Here is a 21,457-nt window from a genome sequence, read left to right as displayed (position 1 = left end):
GGGCGGCGTCAGCGGGCCTGGAAGCGGATGGCGGCCGGCGTGGCGGGCTGCCCGTCCTCGCCGACGAAGTTGCGGTGGACCAGGTTGTTGAAGCCGACCTGGTAGCTCCGCCCGGCGACCACCTTGCAGTCGAGGGTGAAGGTCCGCCGGTCGGCGGACACGGTGGGCTTCGGCGCGCAGTCGGGGAACAGCGGCGGCCCGCCGATGAAGGAGTAGCCGTCCGTCCGCATGGGACGGTCGAAGGTGACGCTGAGCGTCAGCGGTCCGGCCGGGACGACGGCGCCCGCGGCCGGGTGTGTGGCGACCACCCTCGGCGGCGCCGGCTGGGCCGCGGCGGCGGACCCCAACAACAGGGCGAAACCGGCGACAGTGGCGGCGTGGCGGTGTCCGGGCTGGGAGGACGGGGTGCGCTGGGTCATGCGTGGTCCGAACGCCGTGGCTGAGCGTTGCCCATTGTAAAGCTGGAGGACCGCCCGTGAAGACCGTGATCGCGCTCGCCTGCCTCGCCCTGCCGCTCGCCGCCGCCGCCCAGCCGGCGATCGCGCCCAATGTGGTGCTGTCGTCGGACGGCGCCCTGCTGAACGTCACCGCCGAAGGGCGCTCCGAGCGGGCGCCGGACCTGGCCACCTTCAACGCCGGTGTGGTCACCCAGGCGCGCACGGCGGCGGAGGCGATGTCGGCCAACGCCACCCGGATGGACGCCACGGTCGCGGCGCTGCGACGCGCCGGGATCGCCGAGCGCGACCTCCAGACCTCCACGTTGCAGCTCACGCCGCAGTACTATTATCCGCAGCAGGAGCGTCCGGTGCGCAATCCGGACGGGACGGTGACCAACCAGCCGGCCGAGCCCCAGGCGCCGCGGATCATCGGCTACGAGGCCCGCAACCAGCTCACCGTGAAGGTGCGCCGGGTGACCGAGCTGGGGCGGATCGTCGACGCCCTCGTCGCGGCCGGCGCCAACCAGGTGGACGGCCCCTACTTCACCCTCGACAAGCCGGAGGCGGCCACCGACGCAGCCCGCGTCCAGGCCCTGCGCAACGCCCGCGCCCGGGCCGAGCTCTACGCCCGCGAGGCGGGGTTCAGCCGGGTGCGGATCGTCAGCATGACCGAGGGCGGCGGCTACTATCCGATCACCCGCGAGATCGCCATCGGCCCGCCCGCGGGCGCCGCCATGGCGCCGCCTCCGCCGCCACCGGCGCCGGTGCAGCCCGGCGAGGTGGCGGTGGGGATCAGCCTGTCGGTGCAGTTCGCCCTGGAGCGCTGAGCCTCAGTCGACGGTGACCGTCAGCTCCATCTCGGCCTTCAGCAGCTTGGAGATGGGGCAGTTGGCCTTGGCGTCCTGGGCGAGGGTCCGCAGCCGGTCCTCGTCCAGCCCCGGCACGGAGGCCTTCAGCTCCAGGTCCGAGCGGCTGACGCGGAAGCCCTCGCCCTCCTGCTCCAGCTTCACCCGCGCAGTGGTCTCCAGGCGGCCCTCGTCGATGCCTTCCCGCGCCAGGGCGAAGGACAGCGCCATGGTGAAGCAGCCGGCGTGGGCCGCGGCGATCAGCTCCTCCGGATTGGTCCCCGGCTCGCCCTCGAACCGCGAGCCGAAGCCGTAGCGCTGGTCCTGCATCACGCCGGAGCCGGTGGAGATCCAGCCCTTGCCGGTCTTGCCCATGCCTTCGTAGCGCGCGGTGGCGGTGCGGGTGATCATCGGGGAGCTCCTTCGGTTTTCGGGCTGTAGGCTGACGGCGCGGAACGTCCGCTAAGCCCCCAGAACATCGTGCGCCGGAAAAGGCGCCGCAAGATGACAGGGAGGGAGCGATGGTGGACCTGACGGGCGCCTCGGCGCTGGTGACCGGCGGCGCCGGGGGCTTCGGCGGGGCGACCGCCCGGCGGCTGGCCGAGCGCGGCGCCAAGGTGGTGATCGCCGACGTCAACGACGAGCGCGGGCAAGCGCTGGCGAAGGAGATCGGCGGCGGCGCCGCCTACGTCCGCACCGACATCATGGACGAGGACTCGATCGCCCGGGCCGTGCAGGCGGCGGTCGACCTCGGACCGCTGCGCGCCGCGGTGGTGGTCCACGGCGGGCCGCCCGCGCCCGGATCCAAGGGCCCGGCCCGGGTGGTGAACCGCGAGGGCCAGCGGCTGCCGCTGTCGCAGTTCGCCCACAGCGTCCATGTCTACCTGGTCAGCGCGTTCGCGGTGACCAGCCAGGCGGCCGAGGCCATGGCGAGGAACGAGCCCCTGGCCGACAACCAGCGCGGGGTGATCATCAACACCGCCTCCATCGCCGGCTACGAGGGCCAGCCGGGGCAGTCCGGCTATTCGGCGGCCAAGGGCGGGATCATCGGCATGACCCTGACCGTCGCGCGCGACCTCGCCCCGCTCGGCATCCGCGCCATGGCCATCGCGCCCGGCACCTTCCTGACCTTCGCCTATTCCTCGCGGATGACCGACGAGCAGGCCCAGGCCCACTGGGGGCCGATGGTCCCCAACCCCAAGCGCATGGGCGACCCCGACGAGTACGCCCGGCTCGCCGCGCACATCGTCGAGAACGACTTCCTGAACGGCACGACCATCCGCCTGGACGGCGCCCAGCGGTTCTAGATCGGCGCAGCGACCGAGGGGGTCAGCGCAGCCGATCGAGCGGACCCCCCTCCACCCCTTCGGGGTCCCCTCCCCGGGTGGGGGAGGAATGACCGCTTGCGCAGCCGGCGGCTTTCGCTAGGCGTTCGCGGCGCATGCCCAAGCGTCCCACCGTCGCCAGTCTGAAGAAGGTCACGCCCGAGAACCTCGAACGGCTCGGGGCCGGCCGGCTGGCGGAGATCCTCGCGGACGTGGCCCAGAACCGGCCCGAGCTGAAGCGCCGCCTGCGGATGGAGCTGGCGGCCGACCAGGGCGCCGAGCACCTGGCTGTCGAGGTCGACAAGCGGCTGGCCTCGCTGGAGACCAGCAAGGGACGGATCTCGTGGCGCCAGCGCGGCGCCTTCGTGCGCGACGTCGAGGCGCTCCGCGTGCTGATCGCCGAGCGGCTGGCGGCGCAGGACGCCGAGGGCGCCCGGATGCGCATGTGGCAGCTCATGGCATCCCACCGCCGGGTGACGGCGAGGCTGCGCGACCGCGACGGCGCGCTCGCCGCCGTCTTCCAGCGGGTCGCCGCCGACCTCGGGGACCTGCTGTCGGCCGGCGACAGCGCCAGCGGCGGGGCCGCGCTGGCCGAGGCCATCGCCGCCGACCCGCTCGGCTGGGCGCCGCGGCTCGACGCCCTGCTGCAGAAGGTGTCGCCAGAACTGGCCCATGTGGCCCTGGTGCGGCTGAGCGCCGACGCCCGGGCCACCGCCTCCTGGCTGCCGATGCTGCGCGCGCTCGCCGACGCCACCGGCGACGCCGACGCCTATCGCGCCACCTTCACGGCCGAGGCGCTGAGGGACCCGTCCGTGGCCGCCGAGGTGGCCGGCCGCCTGCTGGCCGCCGCGCGCCTTGCCGAGGCCGGCGAGGTGCTGGAGGCGGCGCGGCCGAAGGCGGGCGCCCTGAAGCGCGCGCCGGAGCCGGACTTCGCCTGGGAGAGCGCCTGGATCGAGCTGCTGGAGCGCTCGGGAAGGCCGGAGGAAGCGCAGGCCGCCCGCTGGGCCTCGTTCGAACGCACCCTGTCGGCCGAGCGCGCCCGCGACTACGTCCGCCGGCTGCCCGACTTCGACGACGTGGAGGCCGAGCAGAAGGCCTTCGAGATCGCTGCGGCCCATGCCGACATCGGCAGGGGGCTGCGGTTCCTCGCCGACTGGCCGGCCCCTGCGGAGGCCGCCCGGACCATCGCGGCCCGCGAGGAGGAGGTCGGGCGGATGGCGCCGGAGGACGCCGAGGCCATCGCCGCGAAGCTGCGCGTCCGCTTCCCGGACGCGGCGCACCTGCTGCTGCGCAAGGCGGCGGCCGCGGCCTTCCGGCGGCGGGACTTCGCCACCTGCGACCGGCTCACCGCCGAGGCGGACGCGCTCGCCGCGGAGTGAGCCTCAGGCGGTCTCGCCCCGGCTGGGCGACACCTCGGCCGCGCGCTCGGCCACCCGCCGCCGGCCGTCCAGCAGCTCGGCCCGACGGCCGTGGAGGGGCAGGGTCTGGAACTTGGCCACGGCGGCGGCGTCATCGGCGGCGTGGATGGTGGCGCCGAACAGGAAGGCGCCGGCCTCGTCATAGGCCCTCATGCTGTAGTTCTTGGGCACGGTTTCCCCGTCGTCTTCTGCCTGCGCCGAAGGCTAGCAATTCTCTGTTTCAGCCGGAACAGAAAACAGCCGTGGACGGTTCCCGCCGCAAACGGAGGCCGTCATGACCGAGAGGAATACGTTCAAGTCCGGTGACGCGGTGCGCTGGGACCACAGCCAGGGGACGACCAAGGGCAAGGTGGTGCGCAAGCAGACCACGCCCACCCAGATCAAGGGTCACAAGGTGGCCGCATCGAAGGCGAACCCCGAGTACATCGTGAAGTCGGACAGGACGGGCGCGATCGCCGCGCACAAGCCCGACGAGCTTCGGAAGGCCTAGCTGCCCCAGGGCCCGCGGCGCGTTTCGCCGCCGCCGGTCAGCGGCACGGCGGTGGCGGCGCGCGGCCGCGCGGAGCCACCGGAGACGATCGGCCGTGCCCCCGCCGTGCCGGCCAGGGCCATCAGCGCCTCGACGCGGTTGTGCGTCGCCGGGTGGGTGGAGAACAGGTTGTCGCCGCGCCGGCCGCCGGCCAGCGGGTTGATGATGAACATGTGCGCGGTGGCCGGATTGCGCTCGGCGTCCGGGTTGAAGTAGCCGCCGCGGGCGTAGGCCTCGATCTTCTGCAGGGCCGAGGCGAGCGCGCCCGGGTCGCCGGAGATCGCCGCCCCTTCGGCGTCGGCCGCATATTCGCGGTGCCGGCTGATGGCCATCTGCACGAGACTGGCGGCGATCGGCCCCAGGATCATCAGGGCCAGCGCCGGGATCATGCCGGTGGGCCGGCCGTCCTCGTCGCGGCCGCCGAACAGGAAGGCGAAGTTGGCCAGGGCGCCGATCGCGCCGGCGATCGTCGCCGTGATGGTCATGGTCAGGGTGTCGCGGTTCTTCACGTGCGCCAGCTCGTGGGCCATCACGCCGCGGATCTCGCGCCGGTCGAGCATGGCCAGCAGGCCGCGCGTCGCGGCGACAGCGGCGTGCGCCGGGTCGCGGCCGGTGGCGAAGGCGTTCGGCTGGTCCTGGTCGATGATGTAGATCTTCGGCCGCGGCAGGCCGGCGCGCTGGGCGAGCTCCACGGTGTCCGCCACATAGTTGCGGATCAGCGGCTCGGGGTGTCCCTCGTCCACCTCGGTGGCGCGGTACATGCGCAGCACGATCTTGTCGGCGTTCCAATAGCTGACGAGGTTCATGGCCGCGGCGAGCAGGAAGGCGATGGCCATGCCGGTCGGCCCGCCCACCAGATAGCCCGCGCCCACGAACAGGGCGGTCAGGGCGGCCAGCAGCATGAAGGTGCGAAGGTGGTTGCGCATGGGTCCTTGTACGTCGTGCGGGGCCGAATGCCCCTGTCGAGGATATGGGGATCTCGACCGTAAGCTTCCAGTTCCTCCCTTCGGGGGAGGCACGGGCCCTAACCCGCCCGCGCGCGGCGCCGGAGCGGGTGGGCTCGGGGCAGGGGCTGAGCGGTCTCGGCGCGGAGGCGCGCCTCGAGTTCGGGAGCCGGCATCGGCCGGGCGAACAGGTAGCCCTGCATGCGGTCGCACCCGGCGGCGCGCAGGAACAGGGCCTGGCCCTGCTCCTCCACCCCCTCGGCGACGATGGACACGCCGAGCGCGCGGGCCGCGTGCAGCATGGAGCCCACCAGGCGCGAGACCCGCGCGTCGTGGGCCACGTCGTCGATCAGGCTGCGGTCGAGCTTCACCGTCTGGATCGGCAGGTGCAGCAGGGCGCGGAGGTTCGAGTAGCCGGTGCCGAAATCGTCGAGCGCGATGTTCACCCCCTTGGCCGCCAGCCGCTCGATGTGCCGGCGGGACAGCGCCAGGTCCTGCAGCAGGAAGGTCTCGGTGATCTCCACCGACAGGGCCGTGGCCGGCAGGTCGGTGCGCGCGAGCCGCTGGATCAGCTTGCGGGAAAAGGCGGGGTCCAGCAGGTCCCGGGGCGAGACGTTGCAGGACACGTGCTCGATCAGGCCCTCGGCCACCCAGGGCGCGGCCAGCGCGCAGGCGGCCTCGAACACCGCCTCGTCGATCCGGCCGATCAGGCCGAGCTCCTCGGCGATCGGCACGAAGGCGGCCGGGGCCAGCAGCCCCTGCTCGGGATGGCGCCAGCGGGCCAGCACCTCGACGCCCACGATGTGGCCGCCGGCCGAGTCGATCACCGGCTGGAACCAGGGCTCGATCTCGCCGGCCGGAATCGCGCGGCGCAGCTCGGCCTCCAGGGTGCGGCGGCGCTCGTTCTCGGCCCGCAGCTCGGCGTCGAAGGCGCTCCAGCGCCGGCCGCCGCGGGTCTTCACCCGGTAGAGCGCCATGTCGGCGAAGCGCTGCAGGTCGGAGGCGTCGGCGGCGTCGCCCGGGAACACCGCCACCCCGACGCTGGCGCCCGGGGCCACGTGGCGGCCGTAGATGTCGTGCGGCTGGCCGAGCACCGAGACCAGCTCCTGCGCCCGCCGCGCCACGTCGGCGGCGGGAGAGATCACCGCGAACTCGTCGCCGCCCAGCCGCGCCACCAGCTCGCCCGGACCGGCGTTCCAGCGCAGCCGCTCGCCCACCTCGGCCAGCAGCAGGTCGCCGGCATGGTGGCCCAGGGTGTCGTTCAGATGCTTGAAGCGGTCGAGGTCGATGACGAAGAGCGCCAGCGTCGAGCCGTCCGCGGCGGCGGCGGCCAGCCGCCCGGACAGCGCCTCCGTGAAGGCGCCCCGGTTCACCAGGCCGGTGAGGGAGTCCGTCTGCGCGAGCCGCACGTGGAGGGCGCGCTCGGCCTCGAGCTCGGCCACACGCGCCTGGAGCTCGGCCAGATTGTCGGAGCGATCGGGCACGGGGGGCGGGACGCCTCTGGGGTTGGAGGCGCCCACTCTGGGGGCGACGAGGTGAATCCCCCGTCAAATTGTACCCTTAACGCCCGCCTACCGGGCCGCCGCGGTGGCCCTGGCCGCGGTCTCCCCGGCGATCACCGTCCGGGCCTGGGCGACCGCCTGGGCGGTGGCGGTCCTGCCCTCGGCGATCTCGTCGGCGAGGCCCATGAGCCTCGGGCCGGTCATGGAGCCGTTCTCCGCCTCCTCCCGCACCGCGACGCCCCGGCGGCTGCGCACCGCTTCGTCCCAGGCGAGCCGCACCTGGCTCCAGTAGTCCTTGGTGCGGGCCCAGTAGGTGTCGGCCGCCGCCACCGGGAAGCCGGCGTTCCGGGCATAGGTGTTGACCACCACCTCGTGGACATAGGTCACCGGCCGGCCGTCGCGCAGGCCCACCTTGGCGTTGTCCTGCTCGTGCACCCAGCCCGCGGGCGTCAGCGCATGGCGGTTCACGCCGACGTACCAGGTGTAGGGCGGGTGGCGGACGGCGTCGCGGCGGGCCAGCGGGCGCAGGGTCTCGCCGCCCTGCCAGCGGGCCACCCCGTGGTCGTAGGCCCAGCGGCCGACGCCGCCGTATCTCGGGCTGTCGTCGGTCTGCCAGACCGTCTGCGACCAGGCGCCCCTGCGCTCGGCGGCCGACACCGGCTTCAGCGTCCAGCGGCCGGAGCTCTCGTAGACCAGCACCTCCTTCGGCTCGTAAGTCCAGTCCTGCCGCCAGTGCTTCACGACCACGGGCTTGTCGTCCTCGCCCTCCACCACCAGCAGGTGCTGCAGGCTGATGAAGTCGCCGCGGTCCTCGATCACCCGCACCGCCTCGAAGCCGCCGCTGCGCTTGGGCTCGAGCGGCGTGTAGTCGGCCAGGAACGGCACGGTCTCGCGCATGTCGAAGCGGACCCGGTAGTCCCCGGCCATGGCCAGGATGGAGCGGCGGTCGGCCTCCGGCGGCCGCTCCGCGGCCTGGGCGGCGGCGGCGGGCAGCAGGGCGAGCGCGGCGGCGAGCGCGAAACAGGCGCGGCGGGTGGTCATGGCGTCCGATCCTCCGGTCTCAGAAGTCATAGCTCAGGGAGAGGCTGAAGTTGCGTCCCGGCTGGGTGTAGGCGTCGCGGGCGACGGCGGTGGACGACAGGCCCCGCACGTCGCTCCACCACCAGTAGGTCTCGTCGGTCAGGTTGAACGCCCCGGCCCGCAGGATGACCGCGTCCGTGACCCGCCAGAAGGCGGTGAGGTCGAGCACGGTGAAGTCGGGCGGGGTGAAGCAGGCGGGCGTGCAGGCCTGGGCCACGCGCGAGGCGGGCTTCTGCCGGGCGTGGGTGACGAACAGCTCGGCGCCGTAGCGGCCCGCCGGCTCGCGCCAGCTCACCCCGCCGGTGACCTTCACCGGGTCGATGGTGTCGAGCGGCGTCTTGGCCGGGCCGCTGACCACGTCGCCGCGGGCGTAGGAGACGGTGGCGAAGCCGCCGAAGCCGTTGGCGAACTCGGCCCGCGCCCGCGCCTCGAGTCCGCGGATCTCCACCTTGCCGAGGTTCACATACTGGTAGACGGCCGGGTCGGTCGGCGTGAACGAGCCGCCCACCATCACCTGCTCGATGAAGTCGTCGTACTCGCCGGCGAAGCCGGTGAGGTCCGCCGACCAGGCGCCGGAGGTCCAGCGGGCGCCGGCCTCGAAGGTGCGGCTGGTCTCGGGCTTCAGGTCCGGGTTCGGCAAGGAGCGGTAGTTCTGGATCGGGTTCGCGAAGGCGTTGTTCACCTGGCTGGGCGCCGGCGCCTTGAAGCCGTGGGCGTAGTTGGCGAACAGCCGGATGGTGTCCGAGGCCCGGAACACCAGGCCGAGCTTCGGCGACAGGTGGCCGTCGCTGGACCCCGCCGGGGTGAACGGCGGCAGCAGCGCGTCGGGCTCGGGGTCGAGGTCGTACCAGTCGTAGCGCAGCGCCGGGTAGAGGGTGAGCGCCCCGCCGAACAGGGCCAGCTCGTCCTGCGCGAACACGCCCACGAGGGCGTAGTCTGTGTTGGGGAAGGCGCGGATCGGGAACGGCTCGCCGGCCGGTGGGACCGTGCCGTCGCGGACGCCCTCCTGGCGGGTCACCGAGGCGTCGGCGCCGATGGTCAGCCGGTGCGCCAGCCCGCCGGCCGCGAGGCGGGCGTCGAGCTGCACGCTGCCGCCCAGCACCTCGTTGTCGAAGGTGTTGCGCCGGGTGCGGTCGGCGGCGGTGTTGCGGTCCTCGAAGGTGAACTGCACCGTCGTCGATGTCTGGCCGTAGAGGGCGGCCTCGAGGCGCTCGACGGGGCCTGTGGCCGGCTCCCAGCGGTAGTCGAGGCTCAGCCGGTCGCGCTCGGTGGCGTCGTCGGCCAGCAGGCGCAGCACGCTGGCGGCGGCGAGCGGCGGCTCGGCGATGCCCGACAGCACGTCCGCCGACAGGTCGCGCTCGAAGTGCTCGCCGGTCAGGCGCAGCCGGTGGCCCGGCGCGGGCTCGAAGACCAGCTTGCCGAGCAGGGCGTCCGAGCGCCAGTCCTGCGGGTTGGCGGCGGTGCGGTCGCTGCTGGCCGCCTCGTTCTCCCCCTGGGTCTCCTGCTCGCGCCCCTCGCGGCGGGTGTAGGCCAGCAGGCCCGAGAGTCGGCCCTGGCGGCCGGCGACCAGCGCCGTCCCGCTCCAACTGTCGTCGGCCGAGGCGTAGGTCCCGCGCAGGCGGCCGCCCACCGCCTCGCCTTCGCCCAGCACGTCGGCCGGATCCTTGGTGGTGAAGCTGACCGCGCCCGCCAGGCCGTCGCTGCCGTAGAGGGCCGAGGCCGGCCCGCGCAGGATCTCCACCCTCTTCAGCAGGTCGAGGTCGCCGTAGTCGCCGCGGCCCACCGACTGGGCGCCGAAGGTGAAGGCGTCGGGGGTCCGCACCCCGTCCACCTGGATCAGCACCCGGTTGCCCTCCAGGCCGCGGATGTTGAACCCGGCGTTGCCGTCCCGGCCCGTGGTGCCCAGCGCGGCCCCGAAGCGGGCGGGGCTGGAGCGGACGCTGACCCCCGGCTCGTAGCGGACCAGGTCCTTGATGTCGTTGGCGAGCTGGCGCTCCAGGTCCTCGGCGGTGATCACGCTGACGGTCGCTGGGACCTCGCTCGCCGGTTTCTCCGTGCGGGTGCCGATGACGGTCACGGGATCGAGGTCGGCGGCGTCGTCCGCCGCGGCGGGGGCCGCCGCGAGAAGGGCCGCCGCCCCGGCGGCGCTGAGCAGCGCAGAGCGCATGAACATCTCCATAGCCAAGCTGGGATGTCCATTATTGAGAATGATTCTGAGAATCAATCGCAATTAGGGGCCCGAGGAAACCGGCCGGGCGGGACCCGGCCGGTTCCTGGAGGGCGTGGCTCAGGCCGGCCGGGCGGCCGGATCGCCGGTCGGGACCTCGATCTGGTTCTCCCACTTGGCGACCACGGCCGAGGCGACCGAGTTGCCGACGACGTTGGTGGCCGAGCGGCCCATGTCGAGCAGGTGGTCCACGGCGAGGATCAGCAGCAGGCCCTCTTCGGGCAGGCCGAAATAGGTCAGGGTCGCGGCGATCACGACCAGCGAGGCGCGCGGCACGCCGGCCATGCCCTTCGAGGTCACCATCAGCAGCGCCAGCATGGTGATCTGCTGGGCGATGGAGAGGTCGATCCCGTAGATCTGGGCGATGAACAGCACCGCGAAGGTGCAGTACATCATCGAGCCGTCGAGATTGAACGAGTAGCCGAGCGGCAGGACGAAGCTCGCCACCTTGCGGCTCACGCCCCACTTCTGCAGCTCCTCGAGGGTGCGCGGATAGGCGGCCTCCGACGACGCCACCGAGAAGGCCAGCAGCGCCGGCTGGCGGATCGCCGCCATCAGCTTCAGCCCGCGCGTCCCGACGATCACCACCAGGGCGGCGATCAGCAGGCCCCAGAGCAGGCCCAGCGACAGGTAGAAGCCGCCCACGAATTTGGCATAGGTGGCGAGCACGCCCACGCCCTGCACCGCGATGGTCGCGGCGAGCGCGGCGAAGATCGCGAAGGGCGCCGTCTTCATGACGTAGCCGGTGACCTTCAGCATGATCGAGGCGACCTGCTCGACCAGCGCCAGCACCGCCGGCGCCTTGTCGTCGATGGCCGAGACCGCCGTGCCCACGAACACCGAGAACACCACGATCTGCAGGATCTCGTTGCGCGCCATGGCGTCGACGATCGAGGCCGGCACCAGGTGGGTGACGAACTCCTTCAGGCTGAACTTGGCCACGTCCACGCCCGGGCCGGCGTCGGCGGCCGGCAGGGCCAGCGCCAGGCCCGAGCCCGGCTGCAGCAGGTGGACCATGACCAGGCCCAGCGTCAGCGAGACGATGGAGGCCACGATGAACCAGCCGATGGTCTTCACCCCCACGCGGCCGATCTCGGAGGCGTCGCCCATGTGGGCGATCCCCGCCACCAGGGTGGAGAACACCAGCGGCGCGATGATCATCTTGATCAGCCGCAGGAACACGTCGGTGATGATCGACAGGTTGTCGGCCACCGTCTGCGCCTGGGCCGCGTCGAGCGTCTGGTTGAGGATCCAGCCCGTCAGGACGCCCAGCACCATGGCGCCGACGATGAAGTAGGTGAAAACGCGGTTCATGTAGGTTCCGGCCAGCTTGTGGTGGGCGCCTTTGTGGCCGGGAAGTCCGCCGCCGTCCATCCCGCGACGGCCCAGGTGTCTCGCAACCGTCGGGCTGCGCGTCTATAAGGCCGCGGATGACCAAGAACCTGGACGCAGCCGGCATCGTGGATCGGCTGGAAGACGAATACCGCAGGAGCGTGGATGCCCTGCGGAGCGACCTGAAGCGCTTCCTGGGCGGGGGCGCGCCGCCGGCGGCGGACGTGAGGGCCTCCGGGGCCTACGCCTATCCCGAGCTCCGCCTGACCTGGCCGCCTGGCCGGCCCTATCCGCGGATCAGCCGGGCCTTCGCGCGCATCGGCAATCCCGGCCACTACGCCATGACGGTGACGAGGCCGCGGCTCTACCGCGACTACCTCGTGGAGCAGCTCACCCTGCTGATGCAGGACTTCGACGTGGAGATCACCGTCGGCCGCAGCCGCCAGGAGATCCCGTTCCCCTACGTGCTCGACGGCGCGCAGGACCTGGAGCTCGCCGACATCGGCGCCGCCGAGATCGCGCGCCACTTCCCCACCACCGAGCTCGCCCACATCGGCGACGAGATCGCCGACGGCGCCTGGATGGCCCATCCCGAGGCGCCTCGGCCGCTGTCGCTGTTCGACGGCCTCAGGACCGACTTCTCCCTGGCGCGGCTCGCCCACTACCTCGGCACGCCCGCCGAGCACGTGCAGCAGTACATCCTCTTCACCAACTACCACCGCTACGTGGACGAGTTCGTCCGCTGGGCCTGCGGCCAGTTGCAGGCGCCGGACAGCCCCTACACCGCGCTGTCCGCCGCGGGGCAGGTCCGGGTGACCCGCGACACGCCGGACCCGGAGGCGGCCATCGCCGCCGCGGCCTGGCGCAAGCACCAGATGCCGGGCTACCACCTGATGGCCGAGGGCCGGGCGGGGATCAGCCTGATCAACATCGGCGTCGGCCCCTCCAACGCCAAGACGGTGTGCGATCACCTGGCGGTGCTCCGGCCCCAGGCCTGGCTGATGATCGGCCATTGCGGCGGGCTGCGCGGCTCCCAGACCATCGGCGACTACGTCCTGGCCCACGCCTACCTGCGCGACGACCACGTGCTGGACGGCGTGCTGCCGCCGGAGATCCCCATCCCGCCCATCGCCGAAGTGCAGGTGGCCCTGAACCGCGCGGCCGAGAGCATCACCGGCGAGAGCGGCGAGGTGCTGAAGCGCCGGCTGCGCACCGGCACGGTGGTCACCACCGACGACCGCAACTGGGAGCTCCGCTACTCGTCGAGCGCGCTGCGGTTCAACCAGAGCCGGGCCGTGGCCATCGACATGGAGAGCGCCACGATCGCGGCCCAGGGCTACCGCTTCCGGGTGCCCTACGGGACCCTGCTCTGCGTGTCCGACAAGCCGCTGCACGGGGAGATCAAGCTGCCGGGCCAGGCGAACGCCTTCTACGAACGCGCCATCGGCCAGCACCTGCAGATCGGCATCGCCACGGTGGACCTGCTCCGCAACGAAGGCGCCGGCCTCCACTCGCGCAAGCTCCGCAGCTTCGACGAGCCGCCGTTCCGCTGAGCCCGGCGGCGGCGGTGGGAGAGGAGCGTTACGCCACGTTCTCTCTTCATTCCGTCGCCCGCGGGCGCTAAACCCGCGGCATGAACAGCCGCCGCATCGCCTTCGAGGGCATCGACAACTTCCGGGACTTCGGGGACTACGCGGCCGGGACTCGGCGGCTGCGGCGGGGGCGGCTCTACCGCTCGGCGCACCAGGCCCGCGCCACCGACGCCGACCTCGAGCGGCTGGCGGCCATGGGCATCGCCGTGATCGTCGACTTGCGCCGCCGCAACGAGCGCGACCGCGACCCCTCTCGCCGCTGGCAGGGCTTCGCCGCCCAGGTGGTGGAGAACGACATCGGCCACGACGGCTCCGACCCGTGGCACGACTTCCTGAAGCGGTCGGACCTCTCCGAGGGCGCCTTCCACGCCTACATGATGGACTACTACCGCGCCGCCCCGCACGAGGCGCGCCACGTTGACCTCTACCGCCGCTACTTCCAGGCCGTGGCCGAGACGGAAGGTCCGATCCTGGTGCACTGCGCCGCCGGCAAGGACCGCACCGGCATCATCTGCGCGCTGACCCACCACCTGGCCGGCGTGCACGACGACGACATCGTCGACGACTACCTGCTCACCAACGATCCCCAGCGCATCGCCCTGCGCACCCCGGTGTTCCAGCAGATGATCCAGGACGAGACCGGCCGCCGGCCCACCGAGGGCGCGGTGCGGGTGGCCATGAGCGTCGCGCCGGAGTACCTGGAGACGGCGTTCGCGGTGATGCGCGAGCGGCACGGGTCGCTGGACGGCTACCTGGACGAGGTGCTGGGGCTGGACGCGGGCCTGCGCGAAAGGATCCACGACCGGATCCTGGGCTAGGGCCGGATACGCCCGCCGCGGCCTCCGCAAACCGCGACGGGCGCCCTCAGGGACAGACCTCTCGGGAGAAGCCCGCCGACAGGTTTGCGCGACCGGTGCGGCAGCGCCTAATCACCAGCGCGTGTTTCACGGAGTGATGATGCAGAGCTTCCAGCCGCCCCGCCGGATCCTCATGGGTCCCGGCCCCTCCGACGTCCCGCCGCGCGTGCTGCAGGCGCTGGCGCGGCCCACCGTCGGCCACCTCGACCCGGCCTTCCAGGACCTGATGGAAGAGATCAAGACGGCGCTGCAGCGGCTGTTCAACGCTCCCGACCATGCCTGCGTGCCCCTCCCGGCCCCGGGCACGGCGGGGATGGAAGCCGCGATCATGAACCTGCTGGAGCCCGGCGACCGGGCGGTGATCGCCGTCAACGGCGCCTTCGGCGGCCGCATGGCCGACATGGCCGGCCGGGCGGGCGCCGAGGTGGTCACCGTCGACCATGCCTGGGGCGAGCCGGTCGATCCCGCCCGGATCGAGGCGGCGCTCGCCGAAGCGCCGACCAAGGTGCTGGCCTTCGTCCACGCCGAGACCTCCACTGGCGCGCGCAGCGATGCGGCCACGCTCTGCGGCCTCGCCAGGCGCCACGGCGCGCTGTCGGCGGTCGACACCGTGACCTCGCTGGGCGGCATTCCGGTGGACGTCGCCGCCTGGGACGCCGACGTGGTCTATTCCGGCACGCAGAAGTGCCTTTCGGCCCCGCCCGGCCTCTCGCCGATCGCCCTGTCGAAGCGGGCCCAGGCGGCCATCTCCGGGCGCAAGGAGAAGGTCCGCAACTGGCTCTGCGACTTCAATCTGCTGATGAGCTACTGGGGCGGCGAGGGCGGCCGGACCTATCACCACACCGCCCCCGTCAATGCGCTCTACGGCCTGCACGAGGCGCTGGTCATCCTGTTCGAGGAGGGCCAGCAGGCGGCCATCGTCCGCCACGCCCGGATGCACGAGGCGCTGGCCGCCGGGCTCGCCGCCGCCGGGCTCGAGTTCCTGGTGGACGAGGCCCACCGCCTGCCGCAGCTCAACGCCGTGGTCGTGCCGGAGGGGATCGACGAAGCCGCCGTCCGCGCCCACGTGCTGGCGAAGTGGGACCTGGAACTCGGCGCGGGGCTCGGCCCGCTCAAGGGCAAGGTCTGGCGCATCGGACTGATGGGGGCCTCGGCCACGCCCTGGCACGTGCGCCTGTGCCTGACCGCGCTCTGCGAGGCGCTCGCCGCCCAGGGCCGGCCGGTGGACGCCACGGCCGTGCTCGCCGCCGCCGACGCCAGGCTGGCGGGCTGACGCCTTTTACGTCTAACGTCCCGCCCAAAGCCGCGCTCGAACGCGGGAAGGGGGATGCTTGCAGGGACCCAAACCCTTGGACGCGGACGGCCCGGCCGCCGTCGTGGAGCCGTCGATCGTCGGCGAGGTGGGCGGTGACGGGCGGCTGAGCCGCGGCGGCGTCGCCTGGGCCCTGCACCAGGGCGGGCGCGACCCGTTCATCATCCTCGTCACCATCTACATCTTCATGCCCTACGTGGCCGCGGTGCTGGTGGGCGATCCCGTGCGCGGCCAGGAGATGATCTCCCGCTGGGACCAGATCATCGGCTGGGTCGTGGTGGCCACCGCGCCGTTCCTGGGCGCCTCCATCGACAAGCTCGGGCCGCGCAAGGGCTGGCTCGGCCTGATGGTCGCGCTCATGGCCCCGATGATCGCGGCCCTGTGGTTCGCCGCGCCCGGCGGCGGCATCAGCCTCGCCACGGTCGGCCTGCTGGTGATCGGCGCCCGCGTGCTCTTCGTCTACGCAGAGGTGCTGCACAACTCGCTGCTGATCCGCGCGGCCGGCCTGTCGGCGGCGCACAAGGCCTCGGGGCTCGCGCTCTCGCTCGGCAACCTGTTCTCGGTGATCGCGCTGGCCTTCACCGCCTGGGCCTTCGCCCTGCCGGGCAAGGTGGACTGGGGCTTCGTGCCCGCCCAGCCGCTGTTCGGCCTCGACCCGGCCACCCACGAGCCCGAGCGGGTGGTGGCCCTGATGGCCGCCGCCCTGCTGGTGCTGGGTTCCATCCCGATGTTCCTGTTCACCCCCGACGCGCCGAAGACCGGGATTCCCATGTGGAAGGCCTGGGCGGACGGTGCGGCCGAGCTCGGCCGGATGCTGAAGACGGTCCGCCGCTACAGGGACGCCGTCCTCTACCTCGCCTCGCGGATGTTCTTCGTCGACGGCATGAACGGCGTGCTGATCTACGCCGGGGTCTATGCGGTGGGCGTGATGCGCTGGGGCGCGCTGGAGATGCTGGCCTTCGGCATCCTGCTGTCGGTGTTCGCCGTCCTCGGCGGCTTCGTGGCCCGCTGGCTGGACGCCGGCGTCGGGCCGAAGAACGCGCTGCGCATCGAGATCCTGGTCACCATCGCGGCCCTGCTGGCCCTGCTCGGCATGGCCCCGGACCGCATCCTGTTCTTCTGGAGCTACGACGCGGCCACCGCCGCCCCGCTGTGGAACGGGCCGGTGTTCCGCCACCTGCCCGACGTGGTCTTCGTCGGCGTCAGCTTCCTGAACGCCGTCTTCATCACCGCCCAGTACGCCTCCAGCCGCACCATGCTGACGCGGATCACCCCGCCGGAGCAGACGGGCGCCTTCTTCGGCGTCTACGCGCTCTCCGGCGTGGCGACGGCCTGGCTCGCGCCCACCCTGGTCAACCTGGGCACCCGGATCACCGGCACCCAGCAGGGCGGCTTCGCCACCATCAACGTGCTGCTGGCGGTGGGGCTGGTGATGCTGTTCTTCGTCAAGGGCGGCGGCCGGCGGCTCGCCTAGTAGGCGCCGATCCAGGACACTTCCGAGGACTTCCGCGGCTTGAGGAAGAAGGTCTGGCTGAAGGTCAGCGGGACCGGCAGCATCTTCTGCAGCGGCGATGTCCAGGTGTAGGTCATCTCGGTCATGACTACGCTCTCCTGGGCCAGCAGCAGGCCGGCGGGCACGGCGGTCGCGACCGTGTCCTTGGTCAGCGCGGGCAGGCCGTCGCCCCGGCTCCAGGCCACCTTGGGGACGGCGTTGGCGTCGGCCTTCACGCTGGTGACCCGCATCTTCAGCGTGTTCGAGGGGTAGGGCTTCAGCACCGCGTCGGCCACGTGAAAGATGTCGGTCATGCCGTTGCCGTCGATCTGGCTCGACTGCGCCACGAGGTCGGCGACCACCGAGGTGGCGTGGCTCGCCCGCCGCTCGGCCATCATCGCCAGCGTCAGCTCGGACAGGCCCAGGTAGACCATCACCATCAGCGGCGCGACCAGGGCGAACTCCAGGGCCGCCAGTCCGCGCTCGTCCTTGCGGAAGCGTCTCAGCATCGGGCCCTCACCGGCGGGTCGTCGCTGTAGGGCTCGTTGCGGAAGGCCGTGGTCATCGACATCAGGCGCATGCCGCTGCCGCGCCCCATGGTCTCGAAGGCCTGGCCCAGCAGCGGGGTCATCAGCCGCCATTTGTAATAGACCCGCACCAGGACGATGTCGGTCGGGGCGCCGGGCGTCCAGCAGGTGGTCTCGGGGTCGAAGGTGTCGGCCGGCTGCGGCGCCGAGCCGGCCAGGGCCGCGAAGTCGTTGTAGGTGCGCACGTCCACGAACAGGTTCTCCGCGCAGCTCGACTTCAGCCAGCCCATGGCGTTGCAGACCTCGGTCTTGAACGCCGCCTTGGTGTTGGCGGTGGTGGTCTGGAAGTCGCCCGTGCGGATGCGGCGCGAAACGTGCTCGGTGGCGTTCTCCACGGTCACGACGGCGAGCAGCACCAGGCCGAGCTCCAGGATGCCGAACAGCATCATCATCGCCAGCATGCCGATCAGGCCGAATTCCACGGCCGCCGCGCCGCGCTGGGCGCGGGCGAACCGCAGGAACGCGGTCGTCAGGCGGGCGGAGGGGCGGGCGGTCACGGGTCTCAAGGTCTCGCAGTGCGTGTCGCAGGCGAACCTAGAAGAACTCGGATAATCACGGCTTAAGCGCCGTATTTTACAAGAAGAAACTCCGTTTGGTTAACAGTCGCTAATGGTGAATTTGCGTTCAGCATGGGCGAATACTGGGGGTTAAGCGGGCCCGGCTCATCTTGTGGACGGTATCGGCAGGGGCAGCAGTCGCTGGACAGCCCGCTGCCCGCTGAAAAGGAGATTGAGTATGTCGAAGTTCATCGCGCGTTTCGCCAAGAACGAGTCGGGCGCCACGGCCATCGAGTACGGCCTGATCGCCGCGCTGATCGCCGTCGTGATCGTCACCACCCTGACCGCCATCGGCCCGAAGCTGAACAAGGCCTTCACCGACGTCAGCAACGCCCTGCCGGCCGCGGCCGCGCCCGCCACCTAAGGCGCGACGTCACGTCGGCACCGGAGGCCCCGGCGCGAAAGCGCCGGGGCCTTCTGTCTTTTGCGCAACCCCGTGTTCACCCGCCGGCGCCAAGCTCGGCCGTCGGAGGGCCTGCAGAATGACCGCCTACCTCGCCGCAGCCCTGGTGCTGGTCTTTCCCGCCCTGGTGATCGTCGCCGCCCTGCGCGACGCGGCGAGCTACACCATCCCAAACTCGATCTCCCTGGCCCTCCTGGCCGCCTTCCCGCCGGCCGCCCTGGCGCTTGGCCTGCCGCTGCCCGCCATCGGCCTGCACGCCGCCATCGGCTTGGTGGCCCTGCTGGCCGGCATGGCCATGTTCGCCATGAACTGGATCGGCGGCGGCGACGCCAAGCTGTTCGCGGCCGCGGCCCTGTGGCTGGGGTTCCCGGCGGTGGCCAGCTTCCTGCTCGGCACCTGCGTCGCCGGTGGGCTGCTCGCCCTCCTGCTGCTCACCCTGCGCTCGGCCCGGGTGCGGCCCCTGGTCACGGCCGGACCCGGCTGGCTGGTCCGACTGGCCGAGCCGGGGGAGAGCGTCCCCTACGGCCTGGCCATCTGCGCGGGCGCGCTGGCCGCCTTCCCGGCCTCGCCGCTGATCGGCGCCTTCCGCGCGTTCGCCTGACCGGTTGCGGGCGGGCCGCTCTTGCGCCTAGGTGAGCCGATGTCCGACGTGATCCTCGACGCGGCCGAGGCCGCCAGGCCCATCGAAGCCCTGCTGGAGGCCGAGCTCGCCGCCGCCCTCGAGGCGGCCCCGCCGTTCGTGAAGGGCTTCGCCGCGCTCTCGGAGTTCAAGGCGCGCGCCGGCCAGATGCTGCTGGTCCCGGGCGACGACGGCGCGCTGCACACCGTGCTGTTCGGCCTCGGCGCCGCCGCCGACCCCATGGCCTTCCGCGCGCTCGCCGCCAGGCTGCCGGCCGGGAGCTACCGCCTCGCCCGCGCGCCGGAGGGCCTCGACCGCGCCCAGGCCACCCTGGCGTTCGCGCTCGGGTCCTACCGCTTCGACCGCTACAAGAGCCGCGACGGGGCCCGCGCCCGCCTCGTGGCCGACGGCGTGGACGCCGCGGAGGTGCGCCAGGTGGCGCACGCCTGCGCGCTCGCCCGCGACATGATCAACACCCCGGCCAACGACATGGGGCCGCGGCAGATCGAGACGATCGCCCGCGAGATCGCCGAGCAGCACGGCGCCGCCTGCACCGTCATCGAGGGCGAGGGCCTGCTCGAGGCCAACTATCCGGCGATCCATGCGGTGGGCCGCGCCGCGGCGCCCGAGCGCGCGCCGCGGATGATCGAGATCCAGTGGGGCGAGGCCGGCCGGCCGCTGGTGGCCGTGGTCGGCAAGGGCGTGGTGTTCGACACCGGCGGCCTCGACATCAAGCCCTCGGCCGGCATGCGGCTGATGAAGAAGGACATGGGCGGGGCGGCGCATGCGCTGGCGCTCGGCCGGATGATCATGGCCGCCAACCTGCCGGTGCGCCTCGCCGTCCTGGTCCCGGTGGTGGAGAACGCCATCTCCGGCGACGCGATGCGGCCGGGCGACGTGCTGGCCTCGCGCAAGGGCCTGACGATCGAGGTGGGCAACACCGACGCCGAGGGCCGCCTGATCCTGGCCGACGCGCTGACCCGCGCCGCCGAGCTGGAGCCGGCGCTGACCATCGACCTCGCCACCCTCACCGGCGCCGCCCGCGTGGCGCTGGGCCCGCACCTGCCGCCCTACTACACCGAGGACGAGGCGCTGGCCGCGGCCATCGAGAAGCACGCCAAACTGGCCTCCGACCCGCTCTGGCGCATGCCGCTCTGGAAGCCCTACGCCGAGGCGCTCGACAGCGACATCGCCGACCTGAAGAACGACCCCGACGCCTGGGCCCAGGCGGGCTCGGTGACCGCGGCCCTGTTCCTGCAGCGCTTCGCGCCGCCCGGGCCCTGGGTCCACCTGGACATCTTCGCCTGGAACGGCCGCAACCAGCCGGGCCGGCCGGCCGGCGGCGAGGCCCAGGCGATCCGCGGGCTCTACGGCATGATCCGCGAGCGTTTCGCGTGACCTTCGACCCGCGCCTCACCCCCCTGCGCGACGGGATCGCGTCCCGGGCGCTGGAGGGGCTCGTCGCCGCCGAGGTCTACCTGGACCCCCAGCCGATGGCGTGCGCGGTCCCGGCCGCGGGCATCCACCGGGCCGCCGACGCCGCGTCCGAGCAGATGGACCAGCTCCTGTTCGGCGAGGTCTTCGAGGTGATCGAGGAGGAGGGCGCCTTCGTCTACGGCCAGGCGCGCCGGGACGGCTACTGCGGCTTCGTGGAGGCGGCGCGGCTCACGCCGCGCGGGCCCTCGCCCACCCACCGGGTGGCGGCGATCCGCACCTACGCCTTCGCCGAGCCGACCATCAAGTCGAAGGCGGCCGGGCCCTATTCGATCAACAGCCTCGTCCACGTGGAAGCCGTCGAGGGCCGGCTGGCCAAGGTCACCGGCGCGGGCTGGATGACCTTCGACCACCTCGCCCCGGTGGGCGTGTTCGAACAGGACTGGGCGGCGGTGGCCGAGCGGTTCGCCGGCGCGCCCTACCTCTGGGGCGGGCGCGAGAGCCTGGGGCTGGACTGCTCGGGCCTGGTGCAGGCCGCGCTGTTCGCCTGCGGCCGGGCCTGCCCGCGCGACGCCGACCTGCAGGAGGGGCTGGGCCGCCCCATCGACCGCGCCGAGTTCGGCCGCGGCGACCTGGTGTTCTGGAAGGGCCACGTAGCCGTCGGCCTCGACGCCGAGCGGATCGTCCACGCCAACGGGCACCACATGGCCGTGGCCGTCGAACGCCTGGACGAGGCGCTGGCCCGCATCAAGGCCAACAGCTACGGGGAGGCGACCAGCTACCGCCGGCTCTGAACGGGGGCTGGGCCGGGCAACAAAAAAGCGGCGCACCGGGGTGCGCCGCTCTTCCGTGTCTTGTGACTCCGGCGGTTACTGCCGGCTGTTGCCCGAGGCGGTCGGCGAGGCCGCCGAGGCGCCGCGCTGCTCGGTCGGGGCGCCCGGGGACGGCGCGCCCGCGCCCTGGCC

Annotated in this window: 22 protein-coding genes; 12 read left to right on the top strand and 10 right to left on the bottom strand. The window is 72.4% G+C overall.

The genetic code is table 11. From position 1 onward, the window contains the following. Positions 1 to 8: 8 nt before the first annotated feature. The gene (locus ACE3Q8_RS04910) at positions 9 to 419 is read right to left on the bottom strand and encodes a hypothetical protein (RefSeq protein WP_374469129.1); all 411 of its coding nucleotides are present in this window, start codon (positions 417 to 419) and stop codon (positions 9 to 11) included. A 56-nt stretch (positions 420 to 475) separates the two neighbouring features. On the opposite strand from ACE3Q8_RS04910, the gene ACE3Q8_RS04905 reads away from it, so the two are divergent. Then, on the top strand, positions 476 to 1,264 hold the full coding sequence (locus ACE3Q8_RS04905) for an SIMPL domain-containing protein (protein ID WP_374469128.1): 789 nt from the start codon (positions 476 to 478) through the stop codon (positions 1,262 to 1,264). Between the two features lie 3 nt (positions 1,265 to 1,267). On the opposite strand, the gene ACE3Q8_RS04900 is transcribed toward ACE3Q8_RS04905, so the two are convergent. Further along, entirely contained in the window at positions 1,268 to 1,693 is a 426-nt protein-coding gene (locus ACE3Q8_RS04900) for an OsmC family protein (RefSeq protein WP_374469127.1), read from the bottom strand. A 110-nt stretch (positions 1,694 to 1,803) separates the two neighbouring features. On the opposite strand from ACE3Q8_RS04900, the gene ACE3Q8_RS04895 reads away from it, so the two are divergent. Continuing rightward, positions 1,804 to 2,589 carry an SDR family NAD(P)-dependent oxidoreductase gene (locus ACE3Q8_RS04895; RefSeq protein ID WP_374469126.1) on the top strand — a complete coding sequence of 262 codons (786 nt, stop codon included), beginning with the start codon at positions 1,804 to 1,806 and terminating at the stop codon, positions 2,587 to 2,589. A gap of 134 nt (positions 2,590 to 2,723) precedes the next feature. Further along, entirely contained in the window at positions 2,724 to 3,986 is a 1,263-nt protein-coding gene (locus ACE3Q8_RS04890) for a DUF6880 family protein (protein ID WP_374469125.1), read from the top strand. A gap of 3 nt (positions 3,987 to 3,989) precedes the next feature. Here ACE3Q8_RS04890 and ACE3Q8_RS04885 read toward each other — a convergent pair whose 3' ends face one another. After that, positions 3,990 to 4,196 (bottom strand): hypothetical protein, encoded by a 207-nt coding sequence (locus ACE3Q8_RS04885; RefSeq protein ID WP_374469124.1) that lies wholly within the window; start codon positions 4,194 to 4,196, stop codon positions 3,990 to 3,992. Positions 4,197 to 4,299: 103 nt separating this feature from the next. Between ACE3Q8_RS04885 and ACE3Q8_RS04880 the strand changes: the two genes are divergently transcribed. Further along, positions 4,300 to 4,515, top strand: a complete 216-nt coding sequence (locus ACE3Q8_RS04880) for a DUF2945 domain-containing protein (RefSeq protein WP_374469123.1) — start codon at positions 4,300 to 4,302, stop codon at positions 4,513 to 4,515. Here ACE3Q8_RS04880 and htpX read toward each other — a convergent pair. From htpX to ACE3Q8_RS04855, 5 genes are all read right to left on the bottom strand, one after another. Further along, on the bottom strand, positions 4,512 to 5,480 hold the full coding sequence (gene htpX / locus ACE3Q8_RS04875) for a zinc metalloprotease HtpX (RefSeq protein WP_374469122.1): 969 nt from the start codon (positions 5,478 to 5,480) through the stop codon (positions 4,512 to 4,514). The two genes, ACE3Q8_RS04880 and htpX, sit on opposite strands and share 4 nt — an antisense overlap. Positions 5,481 to 5,578: 98 nt before the next feature. Further along, positions 5,579 to 6,982: a putative bifunctional diguanylate cyclase/phosphodiesterase gene (locus ACE3Q8_RS04870; RefSeq protein ID WP_374469121.1), complete on the bottom strand. Its 1,404-nt coding sequence runs from the start codon at positions 6,980 to 6,982 to the stop codon at positions 5,579 to 5,581. An 87-nt stretch (positions 6,983 to 7,069) separates the two neighbouring features. Beyond that, complete coding sequence (locus tag ACE3Q8_RS04865; protein WP_374469120.1) at positions 7,070 to 8,041, bottom strand: DUF6607 family protein; 972 nt, start codon at positions 8,039 to 8,041, stop codon at positions 7,070 to 7,072. 19 nt (positions 8,042 to 8,060) lie between these two features. Beyond that, positions 8,061 to 10,247 (bottom strand): TonB-dependent hemoglobin/transferrin/lactoferrin family receptor, encoded by a 2,187-nt coding sequence (locus ACE3Q8_RS04860; protein ID WP_374469119.1) that lies wholly within the window; start codon positions 10,245 to 10,247, stop codon positions 8,061 to 8,063. A gap of 120 nt (positions 10,248 to 10,367) precedes the next feature. After that, positions 10,368 to 11,621: a dicarboxylate/amino acid:cation symporter gene (locus ACE3Q8_RS04855; protein WP_374469118.1), complete on the bottom strand. Its 1,254-nt coding sequence runs from the start codon at positions 11,619 to 11,621 to the stop codon at positions 10,368 to 10,370. Between the two features lie 116 nt (positions 11,622 to 11,737). On the opposite strand from ACE3Q8_RS04855, the gene ACE3Q8_RS04850 reads away from it, so the two are divergent. From ACE3Q8_RS04850 to ACE3Q8_RS04835, 4 genes are all read left to right on the top strand, one after another. Next, on the top strand, positions 11,738 to 13,192 hold the full coding sequence (locus tag ACE3Q8_RS04850; protein WP_374469117.1) for an AMP nucleosidase: 1,455 nt from the start codon (positions 11,738 to 11,740) through the stop codon (positions 13,190 to 13,192). Positions 13,193 to 13,272: 80 nt separating this feature from the next. Beyond that, the gene (locus ACE3Q8_RS04845; protein WP_374469116.1) at positions 13,273 to 14,049 is read left to right on the top strand and encodes a tyrosine-protein phosphatase; all 777 of its coding nucleotides are present in this window, start codon (positions 13,273 to 13,275) and stop codon (positions 14,047 to 14,049) included. Positions 14,050 to 14,188: 139 nt separating this feature from the next. Then, positions 14,189 to 15,361 (top strand): alanine--glyoxylate aminotransferase family protein, encoded by a 1,173-nt coding sequence (locus tag ACE3Q8_RS04840; RefSeq protein ID WP_374469115.1) that lies wholly within the window; start codon positions 14,189 to 14,191, stop codon positions 15,359 to 15,361. A 76-nt stretch (positions 15,362 to 15,437) separates the two neighbouring features. Continuing rightward, positions 15,438 to 16,874 carry an MFS transporter gene (locus tag ACE3Q8_RS04835; RefSeq protein WP_374469114.1) on the top strand — a complete coding sequence of 479 codons (1,437 nt, stop codon included), beginning with the start codon at positions 15,438 to 15,440 and terminating at the stop codon, positions 16,872 to 16,874. Here the strand turns inward: ACE3Q8_RS04835 and ACE3Q8_RS04830 are convergent. Together ACE3Q8_RS04830 and ACE3Q8_RS04825 are read right to left on the bottom strand one after the other, a co-directional pair. Further along, complete coding sequence (locus ACE3Q8_RS04830; protein ID WP_374469113.1) at positions 16,871 to 17,401, bottom strand: TadE/TadG family type IV pilus assembly protein; 531 nt, start codon at positions 17,399 to 17,401, stop codon at positions 16,871 to 16,873. The genes ACE3Q8_RS04835 and ACE3Q8_RS04830 overlap by 4 nt on opposite strands. Next, a complete protein-coding gene (locus tag ACE3Q8_RS04825) occupies positions 17,395 to 17,976 on the bottom strand; it encodes a TadE/TadG family type IV pilus assembly protein (protein ID WP_374469112.1) in 582 nt (193 codons plus the stop codon). The genes ACE3Q8_RS04830 and ACE3Q8_RS04825 overlap by 7 nt, the downstream gene beginning before the upstream one ends. Positions 17,977 to 18,214: 238 nt before the next feature. Between ACE3Q8_RS04825 and ACE3Q8_RS04820 the strand changes: the two genes are divergently transcribed. From ACE3Q8_RS04820 to ACE3Q8_RS04805, 4 genes are all read left to right on the top strand, one after another. Continuing rightward, positions 18,215 to 18,400 carry a Flp family type IVb pilin gene (locus tag ACE3Q8_RS04820; RefSeq protein WP_374469111.1) on the top strand — a complete coding sequence of 62 codons (186 nt, stop codon included), beginning with the start codon at positions 18,215 to 18,217 and terminating at the stop codon, positions 18,398 to 18,400. Positions 18,401 to 18,518: 118 nt separating this feature from the next. Then, positions 18,519 to 19,040: a prepilin peptidase gene (locus ACE3Q8_RS04815; protein ID WP_374469110.1), complete on the top strand. Its 522-nt coding sequence runs from the start codon at positions 18,519 to 18,521 to the stop codon at positions 19,038 to 19,040. A 39-nt stretch (positions 19,041 to 19,079) separates the two neighbouring features. After that, a complete protein-coding gene (locus ACE3Q8_RS04810) occupies positions 19,080 to 20,456 on the top strand; it encodes a M17 family metallopeptidase (RefSeq protein WP_374469109.1) in 1,377 nt (458 codons plus the stop codon). After that, positions 20,453 to 21,286: an NlpC/P60 family protein gene (locus ACE3Q8_RS04805; protein WP_374469108.1), complete on the top strand. Its 834-nt coding sequence runs from the start codon at positions 20,453 to 20,455 to the stop codon at positions 21,284 to 21,286. The genes ACE3Q8_RS04810 and ACE3Q8_RS04805 overlap by 4 nt, the downstream gene beginning before the upstream one ends. The last annotated feature ends 171 nt before the right edge of the window (positions 21,287 to 21,457 follow it).

Source organism: Phenylobacterium sp. (assembly GCF_041913825.1).
Lineage (GTDB): Bacteria > Pseudomonadota > Alphaproteobacteria > Caulobacterales > Caulobacteraceae > Phenylobacterium.
Note: the sequence above shows the minus strand (reverse complement) of the source record. Positions and strands in the feature narration are given on the sequence as shown.

Bases quoted from the DNA above. Each gene is read 5' to 3' on its own strand.
- ACE3Q8_RS04830 (WP_374469113.1), bottom strand. From the start codon at position 17,401: ATGCTGAGACGCTTCCGCAAGGACGAGCGCGGACTGGCGGCCCTGGAG.
- ACE3Q8_RS04850 (WP_374469117.1), top strand. From the start codon at position 11,738: ATGACCAAGAACCTGGACGCAGCCGGCATCGTGGATCGGCTGGAAGAC.
- ACE3Q8_RS04815 (WP_374469110.1), top strand. From the start codon at position 18,519: ATGACCGCCTACCTCGCCGCAGCCCTGGTGCTGGTCTTTCCCGCCCTG.
- htpX (WP_374469122.1), bottom strand. From the start codon at position 5,480: ATGCGCAACCACCTTCGCACCTTCATGCTGCTGGCCGCCCTGACCGCC.
- ACE3Q8_RS04900 (WP_374469127.1), bottom strand. From the start codon at position 1,693: ATGATCACCCGCACCGCCACCGCGCGCTACGAAGGCATGGGCAAGACC.
- ACE3Q8_RS04890 (WP_374469125.1), top strand. From the start codon at position 2,724: ATGCCCAAGCGTCCCACCGTCGCCAGTCTGAAGAAGGTCACGCCCGAG.
- ACE3Q8_RS04910 (WP_374469129.1), bottom strand. From the start codon at position 419: ATGACCCAGCGCACCCCGTCCTCCCAGCCCGGACACCGCCACGCCGCC.
- ACE3Q8_RS04865 (WP_374469120.1), bottom strand. From the start codon at position 8,041: ATGACCACCCGCCGCGCCTGTTTCGCGCTCGCCGCCGCGCTCGCCCTG.
- ACE3Q8_RS04860 (WP_374469119.1), bottom strand. From the start codon at position 10,247: ATGCGCTCTGCGCTGCTCAGCGCCGCCGGGGCGGCGGCCCTTCTCGCG.
- ACE3Q8_RS04880 (WP_374469123.1), top strand. From the start codon at position 4,300: ATGACCGAGAGGAATACGTTCAAGTCCGGTGACGCGGTGCGCTGGGAC.
- ACE3Q8_RS04855 (WP_374469118.1), bottom strand. From the start codon at position 11,621: ATGAACCGCGTTTTCACCTACTTCATCGTCGGCGCCATGGTGCTGGGC.
- ACE3Q8_RS04840 (WP_374469115.1), top strand. From the start codon at position 14,189: ATGCAGAGCTTCCAGCCGCCCCGCCGGATCCTCATGGGTCCCGGCCCC.
- ACE3Q8_RS04820 (WP_374469111.1), top strand. From the start codon at position 18,215: ATGTCGAAGTTCATCGCGCGTTTCGCCAAGAACGAGTCGGGCGCCACG.
- ACE3Q8_RS04895 (WP_374469126.1), top strand. From the start codon at position 1,804: ATGGTGGACCTGACGGGCGCCTCGGCGCTGGTGACCGGCGGCGCCGGG.
- ACE3Q8_RS04810 (WP_374469109.1), top strand. From the start codon at position 19,080: ATGTCCGACGTGATCCTCGACGCGGCCGAGGCCGCCAGGCCCATCGAA.
- ACE3Q8_RS04845 (WP_374469116.1), top strand. From the start codon at position 13,273: ATGAACAGCCGCCGCATCGCCTTCGAGGGCATCGACAACTTCCGGGAC.